The organism is Phormidium tenue FACHB-1052, from assembly GCF_014696675.1.
In the GTDB taxonomy this organism is placed as follows: domain Bacteria; phylum Cyanobacteriota; class Cyanobacteriia; order Phormidesmidales; family Phormidesmidaceae; genus Nodosilinea; species Nodosilinea tenuis_A.
Map to the genome: position 1 here is coordinate 1 of NZ_JACJQN010000014.1, position 23,210 is coordinate 23,210.

At 58.2% G+C, this 23,210-nt stretch carries 22 protein-coding genes; 11 read left to right on the forward strand and 11 right to left on the reverse strand.

Features of this window, described 5'->3' with window-relative positions; all coding sequences use genetic code 11:
* Together H6G07_RS18100 and H6G07_RS18105 are read right to left on the reverse strand one after the other, a co-directional pair.
* A partial coding sequence (locus H6G07_RS18100) for a response regulator (protein ID WP_338420715.1) occupies nucleotides 1-1,072 on the reverse strand: 1,072 nt, incomplete at its 3' end.
* Between the two features lie 50 nt (nucleotides 1,073-1,122).
* Nucleotides 1,123-2,019, reverse strand: a complete 897-nt coding sequence (locus H6G07_RS18105; RefSeq protein WP_073608009.1) for a tRNA (5-methylaminomethyl-2-thiouridine)(34)-methyltransferase MnmD — start codon at nucleotides 2,017-2,019, stop codon at nucleotides 1,123-1,125.
* Nucleotides 2,020-2,246: 227 nt separating this feature from the next.
* Between H6G07_RS18105 and H6G07_RS18110 the strand changes: the two genes are divergently transcribed.
* From H6G07_RS18110 to H6G07_RS18120, 3 genes are all read left to right on the forward strand, one after another.
* The gene (locus H6G07_RS18110) at nucleotides 2,247-3,971 is read left to right on the forward strand and encodes a diflavin flavoprotein (RefSeq protein WP_073608010.1); all 1,725 of its coding nucleotides are present in this window, start codon (nucleotides 2,247-2,249) and stop codon (nucleotides 3,969-3,971) included.
* Between the two features lie 219 nt (nucleotides 3,972-4,190).
* Nucleotides 4,191-6,032: a precorrin-3B C(17)-methyltransferase gene (gene cobJ, locus H6G07_RS18115; RefSeq protein WP_073608207.1), complete on the forward strand. Its 1,842-nt coding sequence runs from the start codon at nucleotides 4,191-4,193 to the stop codon at nucleotides 6,030-6,032.
* A gap of 119 nt (nucleotides 6,033-6,151) precedes the next feature.
* The gene (locus H6G07_RS18120; protein ID WP_073608011.1) at nucleotides 6,152-7,114 is read left to right on the forward strand and encodes a hypothetical protein; all 963 of its coding nucleotides are present in this window, start codon (nucleotides 6,152-6,154) and stop codon (nucleotides 7,112-7,114) included.
* On the opposite strand, the gene H6G07_RS18125 is transcribed toward H6G07_RS18120, so the two are convergent.
* Nucleotides 7,111-7,995 (reverse strand): esterase/lipase family protein, encoded by an 885-nt coding sequence (locus H6G07_RS18125; protein WP_073608012.1) that lies wholly within the window; start codon nucleotides 7,993-7,995, stop codon nucleotides 7,111-7,113. The genes H6G07_RS18120 and H6G07_RS18125 overlap by 4 nt on opposite strands.
* A gap of 8 nt (nucleotides 7,996-8,003) precedes the next feature.
* Nucleotides 8,004-8,558 (reverse strand): HdeD family acid-resistance protein, encoded by a 555-nt coding sequence (locus tag H6G07_RS18130; protein WP_073608013.1) that lies wholly within the window; start codon nucleotides 8,556-8,558, stop codon nucleotides 8,004-8,006.
* Nucleotides 8,559-8,785: 227 nt separating this feature from the next.
* Between H6G07_RS18130 and H6G07_RS18135 the strand changes: the two genes are divergently transcribed.
* Nucleotides 8,786-9,607 carry a sulfurtransferase gene (locus H6G07_RS18135; RefSeq protein WP_073608014.1) on the forward strand — a complete coding sequence of 274 codons (822 nt, stop codon included), beginning with the start codon at nucleotides 8,786-8,788 and terminating at the stop codon, nucleotides 9,605-9,607.
* A 29-nt stretch (nucleotides 9,608-9,636) separates the two neighbouring features.
* On the opposite strand, the gene H6G07_RS18140 is transcribed toward H6G07_RS18135, so the two are convergent.
* The gene (locus H6G07_RS18140; RefSeq protein ID WP_073608015.1) at nucleotides 9,637-10,452 is read right to left on the reverse strand and encodes a MeeY/MeeF family manganese export membrane protein; all 816 of its coding nucleotides are present in this window, start codon (nucleotides 10,450-10,452) and stop codon (nucleotides 9,637-9,639) included.
* A gap of 210 nt (nucleotides 10,453-10,662) precedes the next feature.
* On the opposite strand from H6G07_RS18140, the gene H6G07_RS18145 reads away from it, so the two are divergent.
* On the forward strand, nucleotides 10,663-11,448 hold the full coding sequence (locus tag H6G07_RS18145; protein ID WP_073608016.1) for a slr1353 family protein: 786 nt from the start codon (nucleotides 10,663-10,665) through the stop codon (nucleotides 11,446-11,448).
* 36 nt (nucleotides 11,449-11,484) lie between these two features.
* Here H6G07_RS18145 and clpP read toward each other — a convergent pair whose 3' ends face one another.
* Complete coding sequence (gene clpP / locus H6G07_RS18150) at nucleotides 11,485-12,090, reverse strand: ATP-dependent Clp endopeptidase proteolytic subunit ClpP (RefSeq protein ID WP_073608017.1); 606 nt, start codon at nucleotides 12,088-12,090, stop codon at nucleotides 11,485-11,487.
* A 130-nt stretch (nucleotides 12,091-12,220) separates the two neighbouring features.
* Here clpP and panB point away from each other — a divergent pair, with 130 nt between their 5' ends.
* Together panB and ahcY are read left to right on the forward strand one after the other, a co-directional pair.
* Entirely contained in the window at nucleotides 12,221-13,006 is a 786-nt protein-coding gene (panB, locus tag H6G07_RS18155; protein ID WP_073608018.1) for a 3-methyl-2-oxobutanoate hydroxymethyltransferase, read from the forward strand.
* A 140-nt stretch (nucleotides 13,007-13,146) separates the two neighbouring features.
* Complete coding sequence (gene ahcY, locus H6G07_RS18160) at nucleotides 13,147-14,421, forward strand: adenosylhomocysteinase (protein WP_073608019.1); 1,275 nt, start codon at nucleotides 13,147-13,149, stop codon at nucleotides 14,419-14,421.
* 376 nt (nucleotides 14,422-14,797) lie between these two features.
* On the opposite strand, the gene H6G07_RS18165 is transcribed toward ahcY, so the two are convergent.
* Nucleotides 14,798-15,382: a Uma2 family endonuclease gene (locus H6G07_RS18165; RefSeq protein ID WP_073608020.1), complete on the reverse strand. Its 585-nt coding sequence runs from the start codon at nucleotides 15,380-15,382 to the stop codon at nucleotides 14,798-14,800.
* Nucleotides 15,383-15,736: 354 nt separating this feature from the next.
* On the opposite strand from H6G07_RS18165, the gene H6G07_RS18170 reads away from it, so the two are divergent.
* The gene (locus tag H6G07_RS18170) at nucleotides 15,737-16,081 is read left to right on the forward strand and encodes a hypothetical protein (RefSeq protein WP_073608021.1); all 345 of its coding nucleotides are present in this window, start codon (nucleotides 15,737-15,739) and stop codon (nucleotides 16,079-16,081) included.
* A 72-nt stretch (nucleotides 16,082-16,153) separates the two neighbouring features.
* Nucleotides 16,154-18,169 carry a two-component system sensor histidine kinase NblS gene (gene nblS / locus H6G07_RS18175; protein ID WP_073608022.1) on the forward strand — a complete coding sequence of 672 codons (2,016 nt, stop codon included), beginning with the start codon at nucleotides 16,154-16,156 and terminating at the stop codon, nucleotides 18,167-18,169.
* A 7-nt stretch (nucleotides 18,170-18,176) separates the two neighbouring features.
* Here the strand turns inward: nblS and H6G07_RS18180 are convergent, their stop codons facing one another.
* Complete coding sequence (locus H6G07_RS18180) at nucleotides 18,177-18,836, reverse strand: phosphoribosylanthranilate isomerase (RefSeq protein ID WP_073608023.1); 660 nt, start codon at nucleotides 18,834-18,836, stop codon at nucleotides 18,177-18,179.
* Between the two features lie 141 nt (nucleotides 18,837-18,977).
* Between H6G07_RS18180 and psaK the strand changes: the two genes are divergently transcribed.
* Nucleotides 18,978-19,250: a photosystem I reaction center subunit PsaK gene (gene psaK, locus H6G07_RS18185; protein ID WP_073608024.1), complete on the forward strand. Its 273-nt coding sequence runs from the start codon at nucleotides 18,978-18,980 to the stop codon at nucleotides 19,248-19,250.
* Between the two features lie 136 nt (nucleotides 19,251-19,386).
* Complete coding sequence (locus H6G07_RS18190) at nucleotides 19,387-20,598, forward strand: site-2 protease family protein (RefSeq protein ID WP_073608025.1); 1,212 nt, start codon at nucleotides 19,387-19,389, stop codon at nucleotides 20,596-20,598.
* A 61-nt stretch (nucleotides 20,599-20,659) separates the two neighbouring features.
* On the opposite strand, the gene H6G07_RS18195 is transcribed toward H6G07_RS18190, so the two are convergent.
* The 3 genes from H6G07_RS18195 to H6G07_RS18205 all read right to left on the reverse strand — a co-directional run bounded on the left by H6G07_RS18195 (nucleotide 20,660) and on the right by H6G07_RS18205 (nucleotide 23,173).
* Nucleotides 20,660-21,133, reverse strand: a complete 474-nt coding sequence (locus H6G07_RS18195; protein WP_084173033.1) for a YbjN domain-containing protein — start codon at nucleotides 21,131-21,133, stop codon at nucleotides 20,660-20,662.
* A 405-nt stretch (nucleotides 21,134-21,538) separates the two neighbouring features.
* Nucleotides 21,539-22,201: an HD-GYP domain-containing protein gene (locus H6G07_RS18200; protein ID WP_073608026.1), complete on the reverse strand. Its 663-nt coding sequence runs from the start codon at nucleotides 22,199-22,201 to the stop codon at nucleotides 21,539-21,541.
* Nucleotides 22,202-22,504: 303 nt separating this feature from the next.
* On the reverse strand, nucleotides 22,505-23,173 hold the full coding sequence (locus H6G07_RS18205; RefSeq protein WP_073608027.1) for a MarC family protein: 669 nt from the start codon (nucleotides 23,171-23,173) through the stop codon (nucleotides 22,505-22,507).
* Nucleotides 23,174-23,210: the final 37 nt, after the last annotated feature.

Genomic DNA, 23,210 nt, shown 5'->3' on the forward strand with positions numbered 1-23,210 from the left:
CGGTATCCCCACTAGCGGCCACATCATCAACCCTCATCCTGACGAATCCCTCAATACTGGATCCGATTCTCAGTGATGTCACATTAACCTTCCAAGTCGTGTCAGGATGGTAAGTGCAAATAAAGGTTTCAAACTGGTCAACTAGCACTGGGTCGCGCCAGCCCCGCTCTACTTCTTGACGGATAATCTGAAGCGATTCTTCAAGGGAGAAGGCGGGTTTGTAGGGGCGATCGTGGGTGAGCGCGTCAAAGATATCGACTAGCTGAAAAATCTGAGCCAGGCGCGGAATAGCCACCCCGGCCAGGCCATCGGGATAACCGCTGCCGTTCCAGCGCTCGTGATGGTGGCGAATGATCGGCAGTACCCCCTGCATGGTGCGCAGGGGGCGGCAGATGGTCTCACCAATGGCGACATGCTGCTCCATAATGGCGCGTTCGGCCACAGTGAGGGGGCCAGTTTTGAGCAGCACGGCATCGGGGATGCCCACCTTGCCGATGTCGTGTAGGTAGCCCGCCCAGGCGAGATCGCGAATGTGGCTTGGGCAAAGCCCCAGGTATTCGCCAAAGGCACGCCCGAGGCTAACCAGGCGATCGCAGTGATCCCCTGTGTTCGGGTCGCGGCTCTCGATGGTGCGGGCAATGGAGAACAACACCTTTTCGGCATGGTCGAGATCTTCGTTGAGGCGCTTCTGGTGAACCAGCGACTTGACTCGGGCCGAGAGTTCGAGCTGGTCGAAGGGCTTGGTTAAAAAGTCGTCGCCCCCCGCTTCAATGCCCTGTAGTCGCGACTCGCGATCGCTCAAGGCCGTGACAAACACCACCGGAATCAGCCGCGTGTTGTCGTTCTCTTTGAGCTGGCGGCACACTTCAAACCCATCCAGGCCAGGCATCATCACATCCAGCAAGATCAAGTCAGGCTGGTGCTGCAAGACTCGGCTTAGGGCGCTCTGCCCGCAGCTAGCCTGCTCCACCTGATAGCCATCGATCGACAACAGCGCTACGGCAGCCATGCGGCTAGGGGCGTGGTCGTCGACCACAAGCACACGGGGTGGCAGAGGGTTTCGGTAGGGCACAGCAAGAACCTTAGGAATGGCAACAACCGATCAACAGAGTTAACTACAGCCTATCGGGGAGATAGTTTTTTTTCATATGGGGGCAGCCACCGCTTGCGCCAGCGCGACGTTGGTACTAAGTTTGACGCAGCCTGCTCCTGCTGGCGGTGCTGCCGAATGGCCTCAGCACTGGCGCTCAAGGTAGGGTCGCGATAGGGAACTGCGGCCCGCGTCAGCAAATGCTCTCGCTCTTGCAGCGACAGCGGCATTAAGCCCTCAGGGTTTACCTGAGCCAGAGTACCCGGCCAGCGACGGCCAACAGCATTCACCGGCCCAATCGAGAGCCCCGCCAGCCAAAAGGCCGCCCGCACCGCAGCGGCGGCGGAGTAGGTGACCAGGCGACCCTGGGGGTGCAGACAGGCCGCTACCTGCTCAATAAACTCTACCGTCCACAATTCAGGACAGTGGGGCGGCGAAAACGGGTCAAAGAAAATCACGTCGGCCTGAAATCCCAGGGCTTCAATATCTTGAATGCGCTGACGAGCATCGCCCCACAGCAGAGTGGCAGCGAGCCCAGGGCGGGTCACTTGGCCGGTGGCGGCCAGCTCTCGCAGGCAGGTTTGCACGGCTGTAGGCCATCCATTAATCAACCCGGCCTCTACAGCTTGGCGCGGCACGCGAGCATCGAGTTCTAGGGCCACCAACCGCACCTGGCAGGCAGGGTTGACCTGGGCAACGGTGGCCAGAGCGGCAGCGGTGTTGTAGCCCAGCCCGTAGCAGACATCCAGTACGGTCAGGGTTGGGGCCAAGGCCAGACTGGCCAAGCCGGTGGCGTCTACATAGGTAGCCTTGGCCTCGGCGTAGGCCCCGTCGCGACTGTGGAACCACTCGCCAAAATCTTCTGAAAACAACGTCATCGACCCATCGGCGGTGGGTTCAAGAACCAGAGCTCCAGTGGGAAGTGACATGGGCTGTTACACAGGAAATGATGTCCATTGACTTAACTCTAGGGTACTCAAATTCTGCCCTCCCCCATTGCCAATGGTTACCGATCGCTATTAAAGCGATAAGGGATTTTGACCCCAAAGCCTCGCAGTTTTAAGCGAGAATACCTATAGTTAAGAAACGTTTTGGTTGCTAAACCCCTGGTACGCACTCCGGGTTGGCAGCACCTAAATTTTGCAGGAGGTTCTCCATGGTTGTAGCGGCACCAGCGCAAAAGCGTCTCACGGTTCAGGTTGAAGGGGTGGCTGACGACACTACCACCATTCGCTCGCTAGACTGGGATCGCGATCGCTTCGACATTGAGTTTGGTCTGCAAAACGGCACCACCTACAACTCCTTCATTATTCGCGGCGAGAAAGTCGCCCTGGTCGATACCTCCCACGCCAAGTTTCGGGAGCTGTATCTCAAGACCCTAACCGGCGAAATCGACCCCAAAACCATTGATTACCTGATCATTAGCCACACCGAGCCCGACCACAGCGGCCTGGTGCGCGACGTGCTAGAGCTGGCTCCCCAGGCAGTGGTGGTGGGGGCTAAGGTGGCGATCGCCTTCCTCGAAGACCTGGTGCACCGCCCCTTTGAGCGCCTGATCGTCAAAAACGGCGACACCCTGGAGCTGGGCAACGGCCACACCCTGGAGTTTATTAGCGCCCCCAACCTGCACTGGCCCGACACCATCTTTACCTACGACCACAAAACCGGCGTGCTGTTTACCTGCGACGCCTTTGGTCTGCATTTTTGCAGCGATGCCCCCTACGACGAAAACCTGGAGCTAATTTCCCCCGATTTTCGCTTTTACTACGAATGCCTAATGGCCCCCAACGCCAGGTCAGTGCTCGGGGCAATGAAGCGCATGGAAGCCCTACCGCCGGTGAGAATGGTGGCCACAGGGCACGGCCCCTTACTGCGCTACAACGTGGCGGAGCTGACGGGCCGTTACCGGCGCTGGAGCCAGGAGAAGACCAAGGCCGAAGACCTGGTGGCGGTGTTCTACGTGTCGGATTACGGGTACAGCGATCGCCTCTCCCAATCCATTGCCCGCGGCATTACCAAAACCGGCGTCGCCGTCGAAATGATGGATATGCGCTCCGCCGATCCCCAAGAAGTCACAGAATTAGTGGGTCGGGCCAAAGGATTAGTCGTCGGCATGCCTCCCGCCTCTGGGGTCGGTGCCAGAGAAACCCAGACCACCCTGGGCACCATTCTGGCGGCGGTGCACGGCAAGCAAACCATCGGCCTCTATGAGTCCTACGGCGGCGACGATGAGCCGATTGATCCCCTCGCCAACAAGTTTCAAGACCTAGAGCTGATTCAGTCGTTTGCGCCCATTCGCATTAAAGATAACCCCACTGAAGGCATCTATCAGTCATGCGAAGAGGCCGGTACTGACCTGGGTCAAGGCCTCGCCCAGGCGGGCAAGCTGAAAAAGCTCAAATCTCTTGATGTTGACCTAGAGAAAGCGCTGGGCCGCATCAGCAGCGGGCTGTACATCATCACCGCTAAAAAGGGTCAGGTTTCTAGCGCGATGCTGGCCTCCTGGGTGGCCCAGGTTAGCTTTCAGCCCCTGGGTTTTTCGGTGGCCGTGGCGAAAGACCGCGCTATTGAGTCGCTGATGCAGGTGGGCGATACCTTTGTGCTCAACATTCTCGAAGAGGGCAAGCACCTGGGCTTAATGAAACACTTTCTCAAGCGGTTTGCTCCCGGTGCCGATCGCTTTGCCGGCGTGCGCACCCGCCCCGCCAACAACGGCTCGCCCCTGCTGGCCGATGCCCTGGCCTACGTGGAGTGCGAAGTCACCAGCCGCATGGAGGTGAGCGACCACTGGATCGTCTACTGCACGGTACAAGACGGCAAGGTGTCTGACCCCGATGGCCAAACCGCTATCCACCACCGCAAGGTTGGCAACTACTACTAAGCCGCGATCGGTAGGGCATCACCCAGAACAGGCAGGATGCCTATCCCAAAGGGACTTTAAACAGTTTCTCAGCCCTTTTGGGATGGCTGTCTCGGCTGTCCTACCCCTAGCCGTCTATCGTTAAGGGCAGAGAAAAGCTACAGACAACTCGACCTTGCCGCACCCTGGGGCAATGATGTCTCCTAAGATGAAGTACTCCAGGTTCTTTGAGGTCTATTGTTGCCGTCCTTTGCTGCGATCGCTGTCACCCCCGCCGGACTTAAATCTCTGCTGCCCCTGGTTACAGGTCTCCCCGCGACCCTATGGTTGCCCCACAGCCTAGCTGCCGAAGCGGAGTCTTTATCGATCCAAGCTCGGGTTTACGAAAGCTCCCTGCCCGAGATCATTGCCGAACTTTGGCCTACCCAGGATGGGCTTATCTTTGCCCTGGCTACCGGGGCAGTGGTACGCCTGATTGCCCCCTTGCTGGCCGATAAAACCACCGATCCCGCAGTGGTGGTGGTGGCTGAAACGGGGAGTCAGGTGATCAGTCTCTGCGGCGGCCACCAGGGCGGGGCGGATGCTCTGACCCATCGGATCGCCCTGCTGCTGGGGGCAGAGCCAGTGATTACTGGATCCGCTTCGACCCACGGGCTGCCGGGGGTGGATGTGCTAGGAGTGCCCTTCGGCTGGAGCAAGGGCAGCGGCGACTGGACGGGGGTGAGTGCTGCCCTGGCCCACGGCAAAACCATTGAGGTGCTGCAAGACTGCGGCACTACCCTCTGGCAAGACCACCTGCCACCGACCCATCCCTTTAGCTTTGAGTCGATTCGCACCCCCGCCGCTCGGCTGTGGATTAGCCCAATTCAGCGGCAGTTTGCTCCCGACAACGATTTTCCGAAAGCTCAGTGGCACCCGAGGGTGCTGTGGGTGGGCATCGGCTGCGAACGCGGTACCCCCCAGGCGGTGATTGAGGCGGCGATCGGGCGCATCTGCCGAGCCGGGCACTTTGCTGAAGGGGCGATCGCTGGCCTCGCCAGCCTCGACCTCAAATCCGATGAGGTGGGCTTGGTGGCGCTCTGCCAAGAACGCCAGTGGCCCCTGCACTGCTTCACCGCTGAGCAATTAAAGGCGATCCCCGTCCCCAACCCGTCCACGGTGGTGGAAGCGGCGGTGCAGACCCCGAGCGTGGCGGAGGCCGCTGCGATGTTGGCAGCGGCGGGCGATCTGCGGGTAGCCAAGCAGGTGGTGCGGGTGGAGGGGCAGCCGGGGGCGGTGACGGTGGCGATCGCCCAAGCCGAGCGAGAATACATTCCCAAATCGGGGCATCTGGCGCTGGTGGGCATCGGACCCGGCGATCTGAACCAGATTACGCCAGCAGCTAAGGGGGCGATCGCCCACGCCGACGTGGTGATCGGCTACGGCCTTTACATTGACCAAATTCGCCCCCTCTGCCGCCCGGGTCAAATCGTCGAGCCCTGGCCCATTACCCAGGAGCGCCAGCGGGCCGATCGCGCCATTGACCTAGCTCGCTGGGGCTTGAGCGTAGCGGTGGTGTCCTCCGGTGACTGCGGCATCTACGGCATGGCTGGGCTGGTGCTAGAGCAGCTCCAGGGCACCGGCTGGGATGGCGAAACGCCTTCGGTGGATGTGTTCCCCGGCATTTCAGCCCTCCAATCTGCCGCAGCTCGGGTAGGGGCACCGCTGATGCATGACTTCTGCGCCATTAGCCTTAGCGACCTGCTCACCCCCTGGCCGGTGATTGTGAAGCGGTTAGAGGCAGCGGCCCAGGCCGATTTTGTAGTGGCGCTCTATAACCCCAAATCAAAAACCCGCACCGAGCAGATCGCTACCGCCCACAGCATCTTGATGGCCCACCGATCGCCCGATACGCCAGTGGCAGTGGTGAAGTCGGTCTATCGCCCCGACGAGATGATTCACCGCACGACACTGGCCAACCTGCTAGAGGCCCCCATCGACATGCTGACGGTGGTGCTGATCGGCAACCAGAGCACTCAGCGCCACGGCCCCTGGCTGATCACGCCCCGTGGCTACAACGGCAATCTAGAGCAGGCCATTTAGCGCCCCCAGGTAGAGTAACCCACAGAGGTGAGGCGGCCCAGACCGATCTGCGATTAGGATTGAGGAAGGTGCCAACGCAAAAGTCGATAGTCCTTTCACTCCCGCCGAGGAGGTTGACGATGCCGCCTAAGGATCTGACCTCTGCCCGTGACCCCGAGGTAACCGCAACGCTGATCAGCGGTCTCAGCGCCTACGGACGACTCTATGGGTTGCCCAATTCACCCGAGCAGGTGCAGGGTTTGCTTGGCACCCTGCTGCGGCTATATCTGCCCAAGGAGCCTGCCGCGCTGATCGACATTGTGGCTCAACAGGTGCTCGATGGCCTCACCGCTGACGATCTCAAAAATGCCGTTGTCGATCGCGCTACCAGTGCCCTAGCGAAGGAAACCCACCGCTGGCAGCAGCATCTAGAGCAAGAAGCGCAGGGCATTCTCACGACCTACGTGCAGCGCTATAGGCCCAATCTCACACCAGAAACGCTGAGGACAATAGTTACCGCTGTGATGCCGCTGCTGGGCAGGGCGATCGCCGACCAGCGGCCTCTCACCCGTTCAGAAGCCCTGGGCCTGATCAGCCAGATTGTGCAAGCCTTTGATGTCGATGGCGCGATCGCCGCCATCGACCCTGCTTACCTGGCGATCGCCGAAACCCTAGCCACTGCCCTAGCCCAGCGACCGATGGCCGAGGCAGTAGGCGAAACCGTGACCGCTTACGTCAAAAGTCAAACCCCAACCCTGATCAATGTCGGAGCTGACCTCATTGTTGCGGCTCTGAGCGCGGTGCTGAAAAATCAGGTCGATTTCAACATTGACACCCAGCTCAGCGTCGTCAATGAAAAACTGCTGATCGAGCAGGTCTACTTTCAACTAAATATTTTGCAGCAGTCACCAACCCCTTCAAAGGCCGCCTGGGCGATCGCCGACCAGGTCACCGCCGCCGTCGAGCAGTACCGGCAAGACCGTAGGGAGGACAGCGTCGATGTCACCGCTGGCTTAGTCAGTGAGGACGGCCTCTCCATCTCCAGCCCGCTGACCTCCACCCGCCAACCGGGCGATCGCCCCCCACCGACTCACCAGCTTTAGAATAGTTTGGCGTCTGCCCGCAGTGCCCCTAGGCTATGCCACAGCTCCCCACTGTGCAGCCAGCCCACATAGCCTGAGTACAGGCAGTCATTCTCAGCAGAGGCTAAAAACACGTGGTGAATGCCAAAGGGGCTGAGCCACAGGCGAATACTGGTGCCGTCGGCGAAGGTGTGCCAGGATGTGGCCCGGGCGAAGTCGCGGCGGTGAGCATCGGTCATACCCGGTATCTGACGCAGCTGCTCCACCAAGAAATGGGGCAATAGCGGCGCGCTCAGGCTGTCGCCCTGCCAAAACTGTTGAATCTGCGCCACCACGCGAGGGTGACAGCGCAAGGCCGGATGGCTGATACCCTCTAGGCAGACGAACTGCCCATTGGGCACCTGTGTGCTCTCAATGTGGACAGTGCCATCGCTGCCCCCGTCCACATCGCCTGCGACCGATAAGGTGGTGATGACGGCAGCAATTCGGGTGGCGAGGGGGCGGCGATCGCGCCCCAAATCAGCGGCAATACCGACCCCTACCTGTAGCGGATCTAAAATGCGGCCCAGGTCGGCTCCACCCACCGGGGAGCCCACCAGCGTCAAAAATTCTACCCTCGGCCACCAGTCGGGATGGCGATCGAGCACCTCCAGCCAAATTAAGCCCCCCATCGAGTGGCCCACAATTCGTACCGGGAGATCGGGCTGTCGCGCTAGGGTCGCCGTGGCCAAGGCATCAACCTCATCCACCAGGGGAGACATTCGCAGCCAGGTCATGGCGTAGTTGAGGCAGGGAGCCACAATTTGGGCGCGATCGCCCGCTAGCTGCTCCGCCAGCGTCATCATCGACTGGTTGGTGTCGGCCCAGCCGTGCTGAGCAAAGAGAATGTAGTCTCCGGGCATGGACGGTCTCAGGCGACTTCCCGACGGACGGCCATCGCTGCCCCAAGCAGCGAAGCCCCGCTAAACAATAGGCTAGTGCCCACATAAAAGCCAATCAACCAGAGGGAGCTAAACGGCCAGCCATTGATCACCAAGATTCCTAGAATAAGCGTGACGATGCCATTGATCGCCACAAACCACGATAGGGTGCGCCCAGCTCTGTAGGTAAACGCCATGATGATGGTAAAAAAGCCCTCGGCAATAAATAGCAAACCAAAAGCTAGCGTCAGCGCCGCCGTCGCTTTCGCTAAATTAAACAGAATGTAGAGCCCCGCCACGATATAGAGCAGGCCCACCCCTAAGCTCAACCCCAGCGCCCTGACCGCTCGCGCCTGAAATGCCTGCAAAACCTGCAAAATTCCGCTGATTACGGCAACCCATCCCAGGGCAGAGGTAAAAATAGCCGAGGCGATCGCCGGCATTAAGATTGCCACAATACCTAAAACAATCAGACCTAGGCTGAGGGCCATGACCCAGCCCGTCGCTGTTTTAATCCCAGTACTCGGTTGAGGTTCTACAGTCATGACAGCGCCTCGTTGAATAGGATCTGTTGGTTAACAAGGTTGACCGTTCTCTATGGCGAACACTCGATTTGAATAACCACATTTTGCACCGTCCGCATTTCGCACCGGTAGATCCAACGATGACGAGTGTTGCCAGTCCAGCAACCTTATATCCTACTTCTGTGGTAGACCGCTATCCCTCGCTAGACCAGACTTTAACCTCCCATGCCATCTTGTTTGTCTAACCTATGACCTACCCTCACAACCTAGTAACTGCTGCTTGGCTAGCCCAACACCTGGATGACCCCAAAGTTGTGGTCGCCGACTGCCGCTTTGCCCTAGCCGATCCCGCTCAGGGAGCGCAGCAATATGCCGCTGGCCACATTCCCGGGGCTTGGCATCTAGACCTCAATCAAGATTTATCCAGCCCAGTGCAGCGCCACGGGGGTCGCCACCCGCTGCCCGATCGCGACACCTTCAGCCAGCGACTCACGGCGATGGGAGTAGAGTCTGGCCCAGAGCCCACCCTCGTTGTCGCCTACGACGATAGCCGCTTTGCCTTTGCCTCGCGCCTCTGGTGGCTGCTGCGCTACCTCGGCCACGACCATGTCGCCGTGCTCGACGGCGGCTGGACAGGCTGGGTTGAGGGTGGCTATCCCACCAGTGCCGAGAGCCCTGCCCCGCGATCGGGCCACTTCGTACCCGCGCCGCGCCAGGATTGGATGGTCGATATGGAGACGGTGCGCGATCGCCCGGAAGGAGTGCTGCTGATCGATTCGCGATCGCCCGATCGCTATCGGGGCGAGGTCGAACCCATCGACCCCGTGGCAGGCAGCATTCCCGGCGCGGTGAACTACTTCTGGCAAGATGTTTCTACCGAAAACGGCCAAATGAAACCCGCCAATGAGCTAAGCCAACACTGGGCCGGGTTAAACGATGCCGAAGCGGTAATCGTCTACTGTGGCTCGGGGGTAACGGCCTGCGTCAACCTGCTGGCCCAAACCGTAGCGGGTCGCCCCGTGGCTAAGCTTTACCCTGGCGGCTGGAGCGACTGGTGCTCCTATCTCTAGAAGCTTGATGCGGCTGAAGACAGGGCTTTTTAGTCTTGCTGAAGGGGTAGGGCTGGGGTAGCATCTTCCTGCTTGGAGGCAGCCTCCACAGAAACACTGCCCTGGGCCTCTAGTTCAGCCACAGTGGGCACTTTGCCATTGCTTAAATGAGCTGATTCAATGCTGGCACTCTCTTCAACCCGCTTCGAGAAGCCCCAGGCAAACACCAGGGCAATCACCAACACCATTGTCCACTCTGGAGGCACTAGAGTGGGGTCAATGACCCGCACCAACAGGCGAATACCCACAAATCCTACGGTGATAAAGCCCGCGTCTTCTAAGTGCTCAAACTCCTCTAGCCAGCGGATAAACAGCCCCGCCATAAACCGCAGGGTGATAATGCCAATGGTGCCGCCCAGCAAAATCACCAGCACATCTTTAGACAGCGCCAGAGCGGTGGTGACGCTATCGAGCGAAAAGGCCAGGTCGGTGAAGGCAATTACCGGAATCGCCTGTAAAACGGTGGCAAACCTGGGGCCGTGGTGCTGGGCTTCGGCATCGGTTTCAGCGGTGAAATGTTTATACACCAACCACAGCAGATAGGCGGCCCCCATCACCTCAAATTGCCAAAACTGAAGCACCCAGCCTGCCGTCAAAATTAGCCCGACCCGCAATACAAAGGCGATCAGCAACCCAAAGTTAAGCGCCCGGCGCTGCATGGTTTCGCTCTCTAGACCTTGGGCGATCGCCGCCAGGGCGATCGCATTGTCAGCCGACAGCACCGCCTCCAGAGCAATCAGCACCGGCAGCAGCAGCAGGGTATCGACCCCAAAGTTGTTAGAGATATCGAGTAGTCGGTCTAGCATTAGCTCAGTTCAGCCGCCTAGAGTAGCGATCAAAATAGTTCAGGGAAAAGTGCCGGGCTGACTCGCCCACCTGGCCCACGGTCGCAGACTATTTAGGGAATCTCCCTCGCCTGCGCTAAACCCGGACAGCGGCACAATGGCTTCAGTCTAACGTGCCCGACTTCCTTAGAATAGTACGGTTACCATCCACCCGCAGGGGAGACCGCCCGAGTGTTAAGTTCGCTGCTGACGCAATTTCGCCATCAGTATCCCCAGGGCAGTCTGACGTCAGATTTGCTCACGATCCACGACGGACTGTACGTGGTGCGGGTCTGCGCTGGAGTAGACAACCTAATTTTGGCGAGCGGGTTAGGGGCAAACACTGCCCTAGAGATGGCCGAAGATATAGCCACCACCCGCGCCCTAGAGCGTCTGAGCTTGACGGCTGAACCGCCCAGCCTGACCCATCCCATCGGAGTCGAGAGGGTTGAGGCTCCTAGAGCCGCCACACCACAGCCTAGCCACGGATTGGCCAACCCTGAGGCGATTCTTCCGGGAAGAGGCTCCGCCAACGCCCCTTCACCTTCAGCGCCGCCCAACGACGAACTCACTCCGACAACTCATCTTGAGCTGCCCCCCCCGCGGCTGAGCCTAGTCCCCCCCACCTTAGACCAGGAAAATTTCCCAGAGCCACCCGCTGCCGAGCTGCCCCTAGCAGCTATGACAACTCCTGTTCTGCCCCCGCAAGTCACTCCATCTGAGGTTGAGTTGCCCGCTACTTTTGAGGTGTCGGCCAACGAGTTTATCGATCTGACCACAGAACCGGCAGCGGTCGATCTATCAGACATCATTGCCCAGACCGATGTAGAACTCCAGCGGTTGGGCTGGGGCGTCGCCCAGGGACGCGAGTTTTTGAAGAAGACCTACGGCAAGCTATCGCGCCACGACCTCACCGACGACGAACTGCTGGAGTTCTTGCTGTTCTTAGAAACTCAATCCCCACACGACGGCACATAACCCCCCAAAGCATTGCGTTTTGGGGGGGTGAGAGATTTACATCGCTGTCAGTGGGCGGGAACCGACGGAGGTGCGATCGATCACCTGATCGATGAGACCGTACTCCACCGCTTCTTGCGGGCTCATAAAGAAGTCGCGCTCGGTGTCTTGGGCAATCTTATCGATCGACTGGCCGGTGTTTTTGGCGATCGCATCGTTGAGCTGCTTCTTCAGGTAAAGAATTTCCTTCGCCTGAATTTCAATATCAGTAGCCTGACCCTGGGCACCACCTAAAGGCTGGTGAATCATGATGCGGGAGTTAGGCAGACTCATGCGCTTGCCCTTTTCGCCTGCGGTGAGCAAAAACGCCCCCATGCTGGCGGCCAGCCCCACGCAGATGGTGCAGATCTGGGGCCGAATGTGGTTCATCGTGTCGTAGATGCCCAGACCCGCCGACACGGAGCCACCGGGGGAGTTGATGTAGAGATAGATATCTTTGTCGGGGTCTTCGGCTTCGAGAAACAGCATCTGGGCCACAATCAGGTTGGCCGAGTCAGCGGTAACCTCTTGGCCGAGGAAGATAATGCGCTCCCGCAAAAGTCGGGAATAAATGTCAAACGCGCGCTCGCCACGCCCGGATTGCTCAATAACGGTTGGGATCATCGTGATAAGCCACTTTGTACGGGTTTATTTGATTTTAGCGAGTTGTGTTCCCCAGGGGGGCGGAAGATTGGAGGGATAGCCGAATCAGGGTTTGTTATCCTGACATCCATATCCCTTTCCAGGCGCAGCCATGGCCGTTAGCGTTGATCGAATTTTGCGGTGGAAGCAGACGGGCGCACCCGCCCAACCTATTACCGTACTGACCGCCTGGGATGTGATGTCGGGGCAAATTGTTGACCAGGCCGGGGCCGACATTGTGCTGGTGGGCGATTCGTTGGCGATGGTCGCCCTAGGCTACGACACCACCCTGCCACTGACCACCGAGGATATGGTGATCTGCGCCAAGGCGGTGCGCCGGGGGGTCAAAAATGCGCTGTTGGTAGTCGATCTCCCCTTCCTCAGCTATCAGACCAGCGTTGAGGACGCCATTCGCGCTGCTGGCCAAATGCTTAAGATAGGTGCTCAAGCCGTGAAGCTAGAAGGGGGCCACGATGAAGTGGTCGAAACGGTGCGTCGCCTGGTGCAGTGGGGCATTCCGGTAATGGGGCATGTGGGGCTAACGCCGCAGTCGGTAAACCAGCTAGGCGGCTTTCGCAAACAGGGCAAAACCCCAGAGGAGGGCGATCGCATTCTCGCCGAGGCCAAAGCCCTAGAGCAGGCCGGAGCCTTCTGCGTGGTGCTAGAGCACATTCCCGCCGAGCTGGCCCGCAACATCACCAAGGCGCTGAGCATCCCAACGATCGGCATTGGGGCAGGGGTACACTGCGATGGCCAGGTGCTGGTTACCGCCGATGTGCTGGGGCTGTCGGCCTGGCAGCCGCCCTTTGCCAAGGTCTACGCCAACCTCCGGCAGCAGGCCGTTGAAGCTGCCCAGCAGTTTTGTGAAGAGGTGCGATCGGGGCAGTATCCTGCATGAGCATAGTGGCAGTACCTCGTATAAAGTATCGGGATAGTACCTCGTACAAGTATCGAGACAATCCCCTGAGTGAAATTCCGTTAAGCTAGAAACGCTGGCAACTGGCACAGAGACGATTTACTACGGTTGATACCTAAGTTATGACCACAACTCTTCAATTTAAGTACGACGTTAAGGATATTTCCCTGGCGGCTCAGGGCAAGCAGCGAATCGAGTGGGCCGGGCGCGAGATGCCTGTGCTGCGCCAGATTCAAGATCGCTTTGCGGCAGAGAAGCCCCTGGCGGGCATTCGGATTTCGGCCTGCTGCCACGTCACCACTGAGACGGCTCATTTGGCGATCGCCCTCAAAGCTGGCGGTGCCGACGCTGTACTGATTGCCAGCAACCCTCTTTCTACCCAAGACGATGTAGCCGCTAGCCTGGTGGCCGACTACGGCATTCCGGTGTTTGCCCTGCGTGGTGAAGACAGCGCCACCTACCATCGCCACGTCGAAACCGCCCTCGACCACCGCCCCAACATCATCATCGACGACGGTAGCGACGTGGTCGCCACCCTGGTAAAAGAGCGCCAGGCGCAGCTCTCCGACATCATCGGCACCACTGAAGAAACCACTACCGGAATCGTGCGCCTGCGGGCCATGTTCAAAGATGGGGTGCTCAGCTTCCCCGCTATGAACGTCAACGACGCCGACACCAAGCACTTCTTCGACAACCGCTACGGCACGGGTCAATCGACCCTCGACGGCATTATTCGCGCCACCAACGTGCTGCTGGCGGGTAAAACCGTGGTTGTGGCTGGCTACGGCTGGTGCGGCAAAGGCACCGCCATGCGGGCCAAGGGCATGGGGGCCAACGTCGTTGTTACCGAAATTGATCCGGTGCGGGCGATCGAAGCCGTCATGGATGGTTTCCGAGTGATGCCCATGGCTAAAGCCGCCCAAGTGGGCGACCTGTTCATCACGGTCACCGGCAACAAGCACGTGATTCGCCGCGAGCACTTCGAAGCGATGAAAGATGGCGCGATGGTGTGCAACTCCGGCCACTTCGACATCGAAATCGACCTCGAATCGCTGGGCGCGATGGCCAGCGAAGTCAAGCAGGTGCGCAACTTTACCCAGCAGTACATGCTCACCAGCGGCAAGTCGGTGATCGTGCTAGGTGAAGGCCGCCTGGTCAACCTGGCCGCCGCCGAAGGTCACCCCAGCGCCGTGATGGATATGAGCTTTGCCAACCAGGCCATGGCCTGCGAATACCTGGTGAAGAACCGAGGTTCCCTCGAACCCGGTCTGCACTCCATCCCCGTTGAGGTGGATAAAGAGATCGCTCGTCTGAAGCTGGTCGCTATGGGTATCGAAGTCGATAGCCTGACCCCCGAGCAAGAGATCTACATCAACTCCTGGACTGTGGGCACCTAAGCGATTTCGGGACGGAGACTCGCTTCGAGTTTCCGTTTCTAGGATGCCCTAGGCTTTACGCTTCGCGAATCGCCTCCTTAGACTAAAGCCCCAGGCTGCTTAAAGCAGCCTGGGGCTTTGCCATTAAATAACCCCCGAGGCCGAGGCACCGGGGGCTGGTTAAAAATAGGGAGTTAGTTATAGCGCGAAGCCCGTCTTAATCTGTACCTAGAATGCCTCACGGGCACGGCTGAGTCATCCCTTGCAACCGTATCTTGATGGCAGATTGGTCGAGAAGGGTTTCCTCTCAAGGGTTTTGCGAACTGTGACGCCTGTCACTTACAGGGTTCCACAGGCCGATGCTATAAAGGTTGGCTGCGCTGCAATATTTCCACAGCTAAGCAAAGGGGGCAACCTCTAAGGTGAAGCCCGGCAGCACAGATTCTCCAGAAAGCTGGGTAGGCAGCGATCGCACCTCTGCCCCCTGCCCAGGCCGATAAATTTCCACCTGCTGATCCTGAGAATTGACCAGCCAGCCCAGGCGAACACCGCCGGCCATGTATTCCTGCATCTTCTCGCGCAGAGTGGTCAGATTGTCGGTGCTCGAACGCACCTCCATGACAAAATCAGGCGCAATGGGGGGAAATCTGCGCCGCTGTTCTGGGGTCAGCGCCTCCCAACGGGATAGTTCTACCCAGGCGGCATCGGGCGATCGCTTGCTGCCGATCGGTAGCTGAAAAACAGTGGACGAGCTAAAGACTTTGCCAAGTTTAGTTTGTCGATTCCACAATGCTAAGTCAGTCCCCAACTCCATCTCTTGATTGCCGCTCTCACCGCCAACAGGGGGCATAACGATCAACACTCCTTGGGCATTTTGCTCGATCGCCATCTCCGGGTTGTGAATGCAGAGTTGGTAAAACTGCTCATCGGTAAAGTGAACAGCCTCAAGGTTGAGTTCAAGGGGCAAATCCAGGGTGGTCATAGGATGCTCCGAGAGGGGTGGGCGATCTCTAACTGACGGCGGTGTCTTCTATGGTAGCGACTCGTCTAATTTGTAGAAATCGTCAAAAACCGTTGCAGACGAACAACTCTACAGAGTGAACTGTCTAAACTAGTCACTAACTTGCATCACCAGTACTGACTCTGAACGTGATTTATCACCGATTTCAGCCCAGTCTTACCGGCTTTTCTTTAACTTGTGGCTACCTGATGGGCAGCAGATTTGCTCTGCCCCGCCGTCGCTCTGGTCTATGCCAGGGCGATTTTTGGCTGAGAGGATTGTCGCCAGCGGTGAAGCGAGTTGCCGATAAACTTCGTTTTTATCACCCGTTTAACCATGAGCTATAGCTTTGACATTGTGGGCATTGCCCCGGTACTGCAATTCTTCAACCACCAGCAGCAGGCAGAGGCGCGGCGCGATCGCAGCCAGGCCTTTCTCGGCAGCTATTGCTGCACCCTCGATGCCTTTATCGACGCCACCGAGGCCGTGCACCGCAAGCCCGATTGGGATTGGGATGCGATCGTCAGCACCATCGTCGCCTTCTGGCTAAACCAAGAACAGGACGTGCGCCACTGGAAACAGCAGTTTGCCGCCGCCCAGGGCGACCAAAACCTGATTGTGGCCCGCGTGGTCAACTACGACAGCCTGCGCCACGAGTTTGAGACCCTGTTCGAAGACTAAGCGCAGGGCTAAGATGCGAAGAACATGCCAGAATAAAGGCTGAATTCAACATCCAGCATTCGATAGGTTCCGTTGATCAGGCTTCTGGCAAAAATTCGCGATATCTTCCTGCACTGGTGGGGCGACTTCACCCTCCAAACCCGGCTGATGGCCGGGGCAACGCTGGTGGTGTCGATGATCACGAGCGCCCTCACCTTTTGGGCCGTCAACACCATTCAGATGGATGCCCGACTCAACGACACCCGTTTTGCCCGCGATCTGGGCCTGCTGCTCGCCGCCAACGTCGCCCCCCTGGTCAACGAAGCCGATCGCACCGAGCTAGCCCGCTTCTCCTACAGCTTTTACCAAAGCACCTCTAGCGTGCGCTACATGCTTTACGCCGATGAGAATGGCGATATTTTCTTCGGCATCCCCTTTTCTGAAGCAGCAGTCCAAAACTCCCTCACGCTGCGACGACGCATGCAATTGCCCGAGGGCTACGCCCAAAACACCGATCGCCCCCTGGTGCGCCAGCACCTTACCCCTGCCGGTGAAGTTACCGACGTCTTTGTGCCCCTCAACTACAACGGCATTCACCTGGGCGTTTTGGCTATGGGCATTAATCCCAACCCCACGGTGGTGGCCTCTTCACACCTGACGCGGGATGTCACCATTGCGGTGTTTGTGTCGATCTGGGTGATGGTGATTTTAGGAGCCGTGTTCAACGCGCTCACCATTACTCAGCCGATTAAAGAGCTTTCGGTGGGGGTTAAGAACATCGCCGACGGCAATTTTAGGCAGCGCATTGACCTGCCCCTCGGGGGCGAACTCGGCGAGCTGATCTACAGCTTCAACGACATGGCCGAGCGCCTAGAAAGCTACGAAGAGCAAAACATCGAAGAGCTTACCGCCGAAAAAGCCAAGCTCGAAACCCTGGTTTCTACCATCGCTGATGGGGCCATTTTGCTCGACAGCGATATGCACGCTGTGTTGGTCAACCCTACCGCTCGCCGCATTTTTGGGTGGGACGATCAGATTTTGGACGGGAAAAATATTCTGGAACACTTTCCCAATGCGGTGCGGGTGCAGCTTACCCGGCCCCTGTTTCAGGCCGTCAAGGGCGACTCAGAAGCGATGGAATTTCGGGTGCCGATCACCGAGCCTAGCCATCGCACCCTGCGGATCTTGCTCAATACCGTGCTCGATCAGGCTAAGGAGAACGTCAAAGGTCTGGCCATTACCGTGCAGGACATTACCCGTGAAGTGGCCCTCAACGAGGCTAAGGCTCAGTTCATCAGCAATGTCTCCCACGAGCTGCGCACGCCGCTGTTTAATATCAAGTCGTTCATCGAAACCCTGCACGAGTACGGCGAAGACCTCAGCGACGGCGAACGCAAGGAATTCCTCGAAACCGCCAACCATGAAACCGATCGCCTTACCCGCCTGGTCAACGACGTGCTCGACCTGTCGCGTCTAGAGTCGAGCCGCCAGTATCAGCTCGACGCGGTGGATATTATTCAGCCCATCGAGCAGACCCTGCGAACCCACCGCCTCAATGCCCGCGATAAGAAGATTGAGCTGCTACAGGACGTGGAGCCCAACCTGCCCCCTGTGATCGGCAACTACGACCTGCTGCTACAGGTATTCAGCAACCTGGTGGGCAACGCGCTGAAGTTTACCGAATCTGGCGGCCAGGTGATGCTGCGGGCTCACCAGATTGTGCCCCCCGGAGACGACCCCAACGAGGGCGGCTACATTCGTATCGAGATCTCTGACACCGGCATTGGCATTGCCCCCGAAGACCAGCAGGCCATTTTCGATCGCTTCTTCCGGGTCGAAAACCGCGTTCACACCCTAGAGGGCACTGGTCTAGGCCTCTCCATTGTCAAAAACATCATCGAAAAGCACAGCAGCCAGGTGCATTTGGTCAGCGAAGTGGGCATTGGCACCACTTTCTGGTTTGATGTGGCTGCTTACCAACCTGAGGCGATCGCGGTACTAACTAAAGACAGCACCCACAGTGATGGAGGCAAAGATTTGGCGATCGCCGCCGTCAGCCCTGGGGCCTCCAGCCCCTCATCGATTGCTTCCCAGGCTGACCAAAGCTAGCCTTGGTCTATAGCTCAGCACTGATTGGTAGCCAGGGCCGCAATTGCTCAAACAGATGTCGCACTAAAGCCAGATCCTTTACGCCGGGCTGGTGTTCCACGCCGCTAGAGAGGTCAATGCCGTCGGGTCCAAGCGTCGAGAGTGCCGTAGACACATTCTCGGGGGTGAGCCCACCAGCCAGCATCCACGGGCAGGTCGGTCGAAACGACACCAGGGCATCCCAATCCAGCGTTAGCCCCGTACCGCCAAGCTGATCGGGATGGTAGGCGTCGAGCAGCAGGGCATCGACGTAGGGGGCATAGGTTTCAGCCAGGACTAAATCTGCGGCGGTGCGGACACGAATAGCTTTGATGAGGAAAATACTAGGTATCTCAGCTAGGAGCTGCTGACATTGCTCTAGGGATTCCTGACCGTGGAGCTGGATGTGGCTGAGGTTGGCCTGGCGGGCGATCGCGCCCATCTCTTCTAGAGTTGCATCGGCAAAGACTCCGACGGTTTTAGTCACCACGCCCGCCGCATCTAAAGCATTGGTGATTTCGGCGATCGCAGCGGGGGTCAGGTAGCGGGGCGACTGGGGCACGCAGATAAAGCCGAGGTGAGTGGCACCGTGGCGGGCGATCGCGATCGCCTGCTCAGATTGGGTAATGCCACAAATCTTGACCCGCATGTTAACTCTGTTGAACATTCCGTTGGGGGTGTGTCGGCGGATTTTTATAATCCAACTAGGCTTAAATGCCCATACTAAGGCCGCTGCCGTTAAATTTCATTTCTCAAGACCCAATTTTAGACCTCTAGCGGAGAAATAACATTGCTGTTTTCTACCCTACTTGCCGCCTACACTGTGCCCACCACCCCGGAGTGGTCGCCCAAAGTGGCGCTGATTATGATCACCTGCAACCTATTTGTGCTGGCCATTGGCAAATACGCCATTCGTAAGCCTGGGGCTGGGCCAGCGCTGCCCGTAGGTCTGCCAATGTTGTTCGAAGGCTTTGGGCTGCCCGAGCTGCTGGCGATCGCCAGCTTTGGCCACATTCTCGGCGCTGGCATGATTTTGGGCTTGGGCAACGCCGGGCTGCTCTAGCCTCACCAACGCCTAGGCCAACGACTTTGTGGGGCGATTGATAGAATAAAGCCAGACCCCAGACCCGAGTGCCCTAGTTTTGCTAGCCACTACCGGGTCTGGGTTGGTATTTGACAGCATTCATAGGAGCTAGGCAATGCAATCCAACTGGCGCGTTGGGGCCATTTTAGGAATTCCCCTATTTGTCGATAGCTCCTGGTTCATTATTTTGCTGCTGGTGACCGTGTCCTACGGGTTGGAGCCCAGCTGGCACTCGGCCTGGGGCAACCTGGCCTGGGTGATGGGCTTTGGTCTGGCGCTGCTGCTGTTTGCGTCGGTGCTGCTGCACGAGCTGGGCCACAGCCTTGCCGCTAAGGGTCAGGGCATCGCGGTCAACTCGATCACGCTGTTTTTGTTTGGCGGCATCGCCTCCATCGACAAAGAATCAAAAACGCCGGAAGATGCGCTTAAGGTGGCGATCGCCGGCCCGTTGGTCAGCTTTGGTCTATTCCTGCTGCTCACCGCCATCTCCCAAATTGAATCGCTACCGACTCCGGTGAGAGTAATCACCGGCAGCGTAGCTCAGATCAACCTGGTGCTGACGCTATTCAACATGATTCCCGGCCTGCCCCTCGACGGCGGCCAGGTGCTCAAGGCTCTGGTTTGGAAAGTCACTAACAGCCGCATCAAGGGCATTCGCTGGGCGGCGCGCTCCGGTCAGATCTTGGGCTGGCTGGCGATCTCCTTTGGCCTGGTCATGGCGTTCGTCTACCAAGCGTTTTCCGGCTTTTGGATTGCTGCGATCGGCTGGTTTGCCCTGCGCAATGCCGACGCCTACAACCAGGTCACCAATCTACAGGAGGCCATGTTGGCCCTTACCGCCGCCGACGCTATGGCCCGCGATTTCAAAGTCGTCGATGCAGACATGTCGCTGCGGCAGTTTGCTGACACCTACCTGCTCGAAGAGAACCGCCCCCCGGCTTACTTCGCGGCCTCGGATGGGCGCTATCGGGGCTTGGTCACGGTTGAAGACATGCGGGCAATCGAGCGCAGCCAGTGGGACACCCTACCCCTCAACCACATCGCCAAGCCACTGCTGACGATTCCGTCGGTGCGTGAGGGCACACCGCTGACCGAAGCCATTGACCAGCTCGAAGACTTACAGCTACTCCGGCTCACGGTGCTCACCCCGGCTGATGCCGTGGCGGGCACGATCGATCGCGGCGATGTGGTGCGTGCGATCGCCGATCGCCTTGGCCTACGGGTTTCCCCCGCCATGATTGAGCGCATCAAAGAAGAAGGGCAGTATCCCCCTGGGTTACAGCTGTCCTCGATCGCAAAATCAGTAATTGAAGAGGCGCGGGCCTAGGGCTGCAAGATGTAGGGCTTAGGACTGTTCTTGCCCCCTACACCTCGTACCCTATACCCTGCTAGCTCATGCCAAATTCGGAGACTAGCGCCTCGTCAGAATCATCGGCGATCGTGGCCACAATAGTCATCAGGCGGGAGATTTCAGCGGGGGAAATATCCTTCAGAATACGGCTTGAGATCACCAGCACCTGATTGCCGGAGATGCCGAAGCGAGCTTCGAGGGTTTCGTTGCAGTTTTTCTCGAGCAGCCGCTTCATCAGGCGAGGCTCGTCTTTGGCAGGCAGCACAAGTACGGGAGACCACACGGTTAGCGTGTCGGTCTCGGTTTCGCCGGTTAGCTGCGCATACACATCGACACTGCCGTACTTAAATCGCCACAGGTGACCGTCATCAGTCTGGCTAACCATAGCTCCATCCCCTTGATCCAAAGAAGCAATCACTGCCTCAATGGTGTCCACGTAGGACACAATATCTAACCCATCCTCAGGCGGGGTGGAACAGGATAGATCCATATCTATTGCGTCTTCAGTCATAACAGACCCTTGGTAGCTATTGATCAACAAATCAATGGTGCAGCCGATCTGCGGTGAGGGGGGTTAGTCCCCAACCGTCAAAACACTGCGGCGATGGTCAGAAACCGGCCCGGGGCCATCGCTGCGCCTCCCCAACTGTAGCCCCTTGCGCTATCTCTGACTATCCCCCGGTCGACTTTCTCGCGGCTCAACCAGCGGCTGTGGCCAATGTGTAGGCTACCTGAGCCAAGTGCCCTCACTAGCCAAGCAGCCTCACCGCTGGAGTGATATTAAATAATTGTGGCTGTTCAACGCGTCGTCCAGAAGCCGGAGATTGGTCGCCATTTCCAGATCGGTTGAGACCTTTTGCCTAACCCCTTGCTCGCGACTCGTGCTCTAAGCACAGTGGCCAACGCGATACCTGATTCACCCCACTGTCTCAACTTCCTGGAACTGATCCTCCAGCGTGTCAAAGCTGTAGTCGCGCACCTCGGGTGCCTCAGGCGGCACCTCAAACCCCGTCATGGTGCAGGCTTGGCGGCGCTCGGGCCGCGACGAGTAGCGGCAGAGGTGTTCGATAAAGTGAAACACTACTTTAGGGTCAGACCACTTCATCTCGGCCCGCTGCTTGAGAATGATCAGTGCCTCTTTGTCGCTCATCGAGCTACGCCAGCCTTTGCGCTGACGGCACGACACCCAGGCGTTGAGCACCTGAAAAATCCGGGCCAGGTGATTGTGGGGAATAGCCCGCAGGTGGTACTCATCGAGAACGTCGGCGACTTCCTGAAGACCGGCATCTCTGGCTAGCTGAGCGCTGGCATTGAACAGCACCTCCATCTGGGTGATGGCCTCGCGATGGTCTCGGTACTCTTGTCTGAGGTTGTGGTCTTCGAGGTAAATGGCCCCCAGGTTTTTGAAGTGGGCGGCCAGAAAGAGGGTCTTTTTGTCGCGATCGCCCAGACCGGCAATAGTGCCGTAGGCGAGGCACAGATCTGCCAGAAAAATGGATTCTTCAAACAGCAGGGGCTGCCTGCGCCTGAGCAGACTGCGCAGCAGTTTAACGAAGCTGTGGAAGCTTGGGTAGCTCATGGGTCAAGGGTTCCCTGAAACAGCTGGCGGCAAACAGAACGTTCACCACTAGATGAAGTGTTGTGGACTACGCAGACCAACCGTAGACTATCGACCGGTTTGATGTTAATCATCACCAATCTGACCGATCTTCGCCACCGCTGGTCTACACCCAATCTCTATTGCCGAATCAGCAGAGCCAGGACAGGATTTTCAGGGAACACCCCAAGTCTAAGGCAAAATTATGGTGCCGGGACGCCGTTGGCCAGGTCTTCGAACCCTGGAGGACTTTCCCTTAAATTCCTGGAGGACTTTCCCTTAAATTCAAGGAGCGAGCAAATTTAATGAGGTCAACCAGTCGGCCAACCCGTTCAAAATTAGCTGTACCCCAATGGCCATGACAAACAGGCCCAACAGACGGCTCATGGCCTGAATGCCGCTGGCTCCTAAAGCTTTGAGCAGCAGCGTGGACGATCGCAGCGACAGAAAAATTACGACACCAATCAACCCGATCGCGACGGCGATCGCCAGCATATTTATCGCGGTGGGAACGGATAGATCGCCACCCGCTTGGGCGGCTAGGCCGAGGGTGACGGCGATCGCCCCCGGCCCTCCCAGCAGCGGGATGGTCATCGGCATGAACGAAATATCTTTGTGCTCGCCAACGCGATAGGCAGCATCCTGATTATCCACCTCGTTGAGCTTGGGATCAGAGTTCATTGCTTTCCATGCCGCGTGGAATACCACGATGCCTCCGGCGATGCGCACCACCGCCAGAGATACGCCAAAAAACCGCAGCACGCTGCCCCCAACTAGGAGCGTACTGATCAGCAGCAGCACCACATTGCGGGCAATATTCAGAGCGTACTGGTTGCGCAGCGCGGCGGGCACCCCGGTCGTCAGCACCAAAAAGATCGGCACTGACCCAATCGGATCAACCACCGGGAACAGGGCCGCAATGCCGCCCACCGTAAAGTCAAGAAAGCTTCGCACCGCTGGTTAGCCTGAGAAAACCTGGTTTTACTCTACG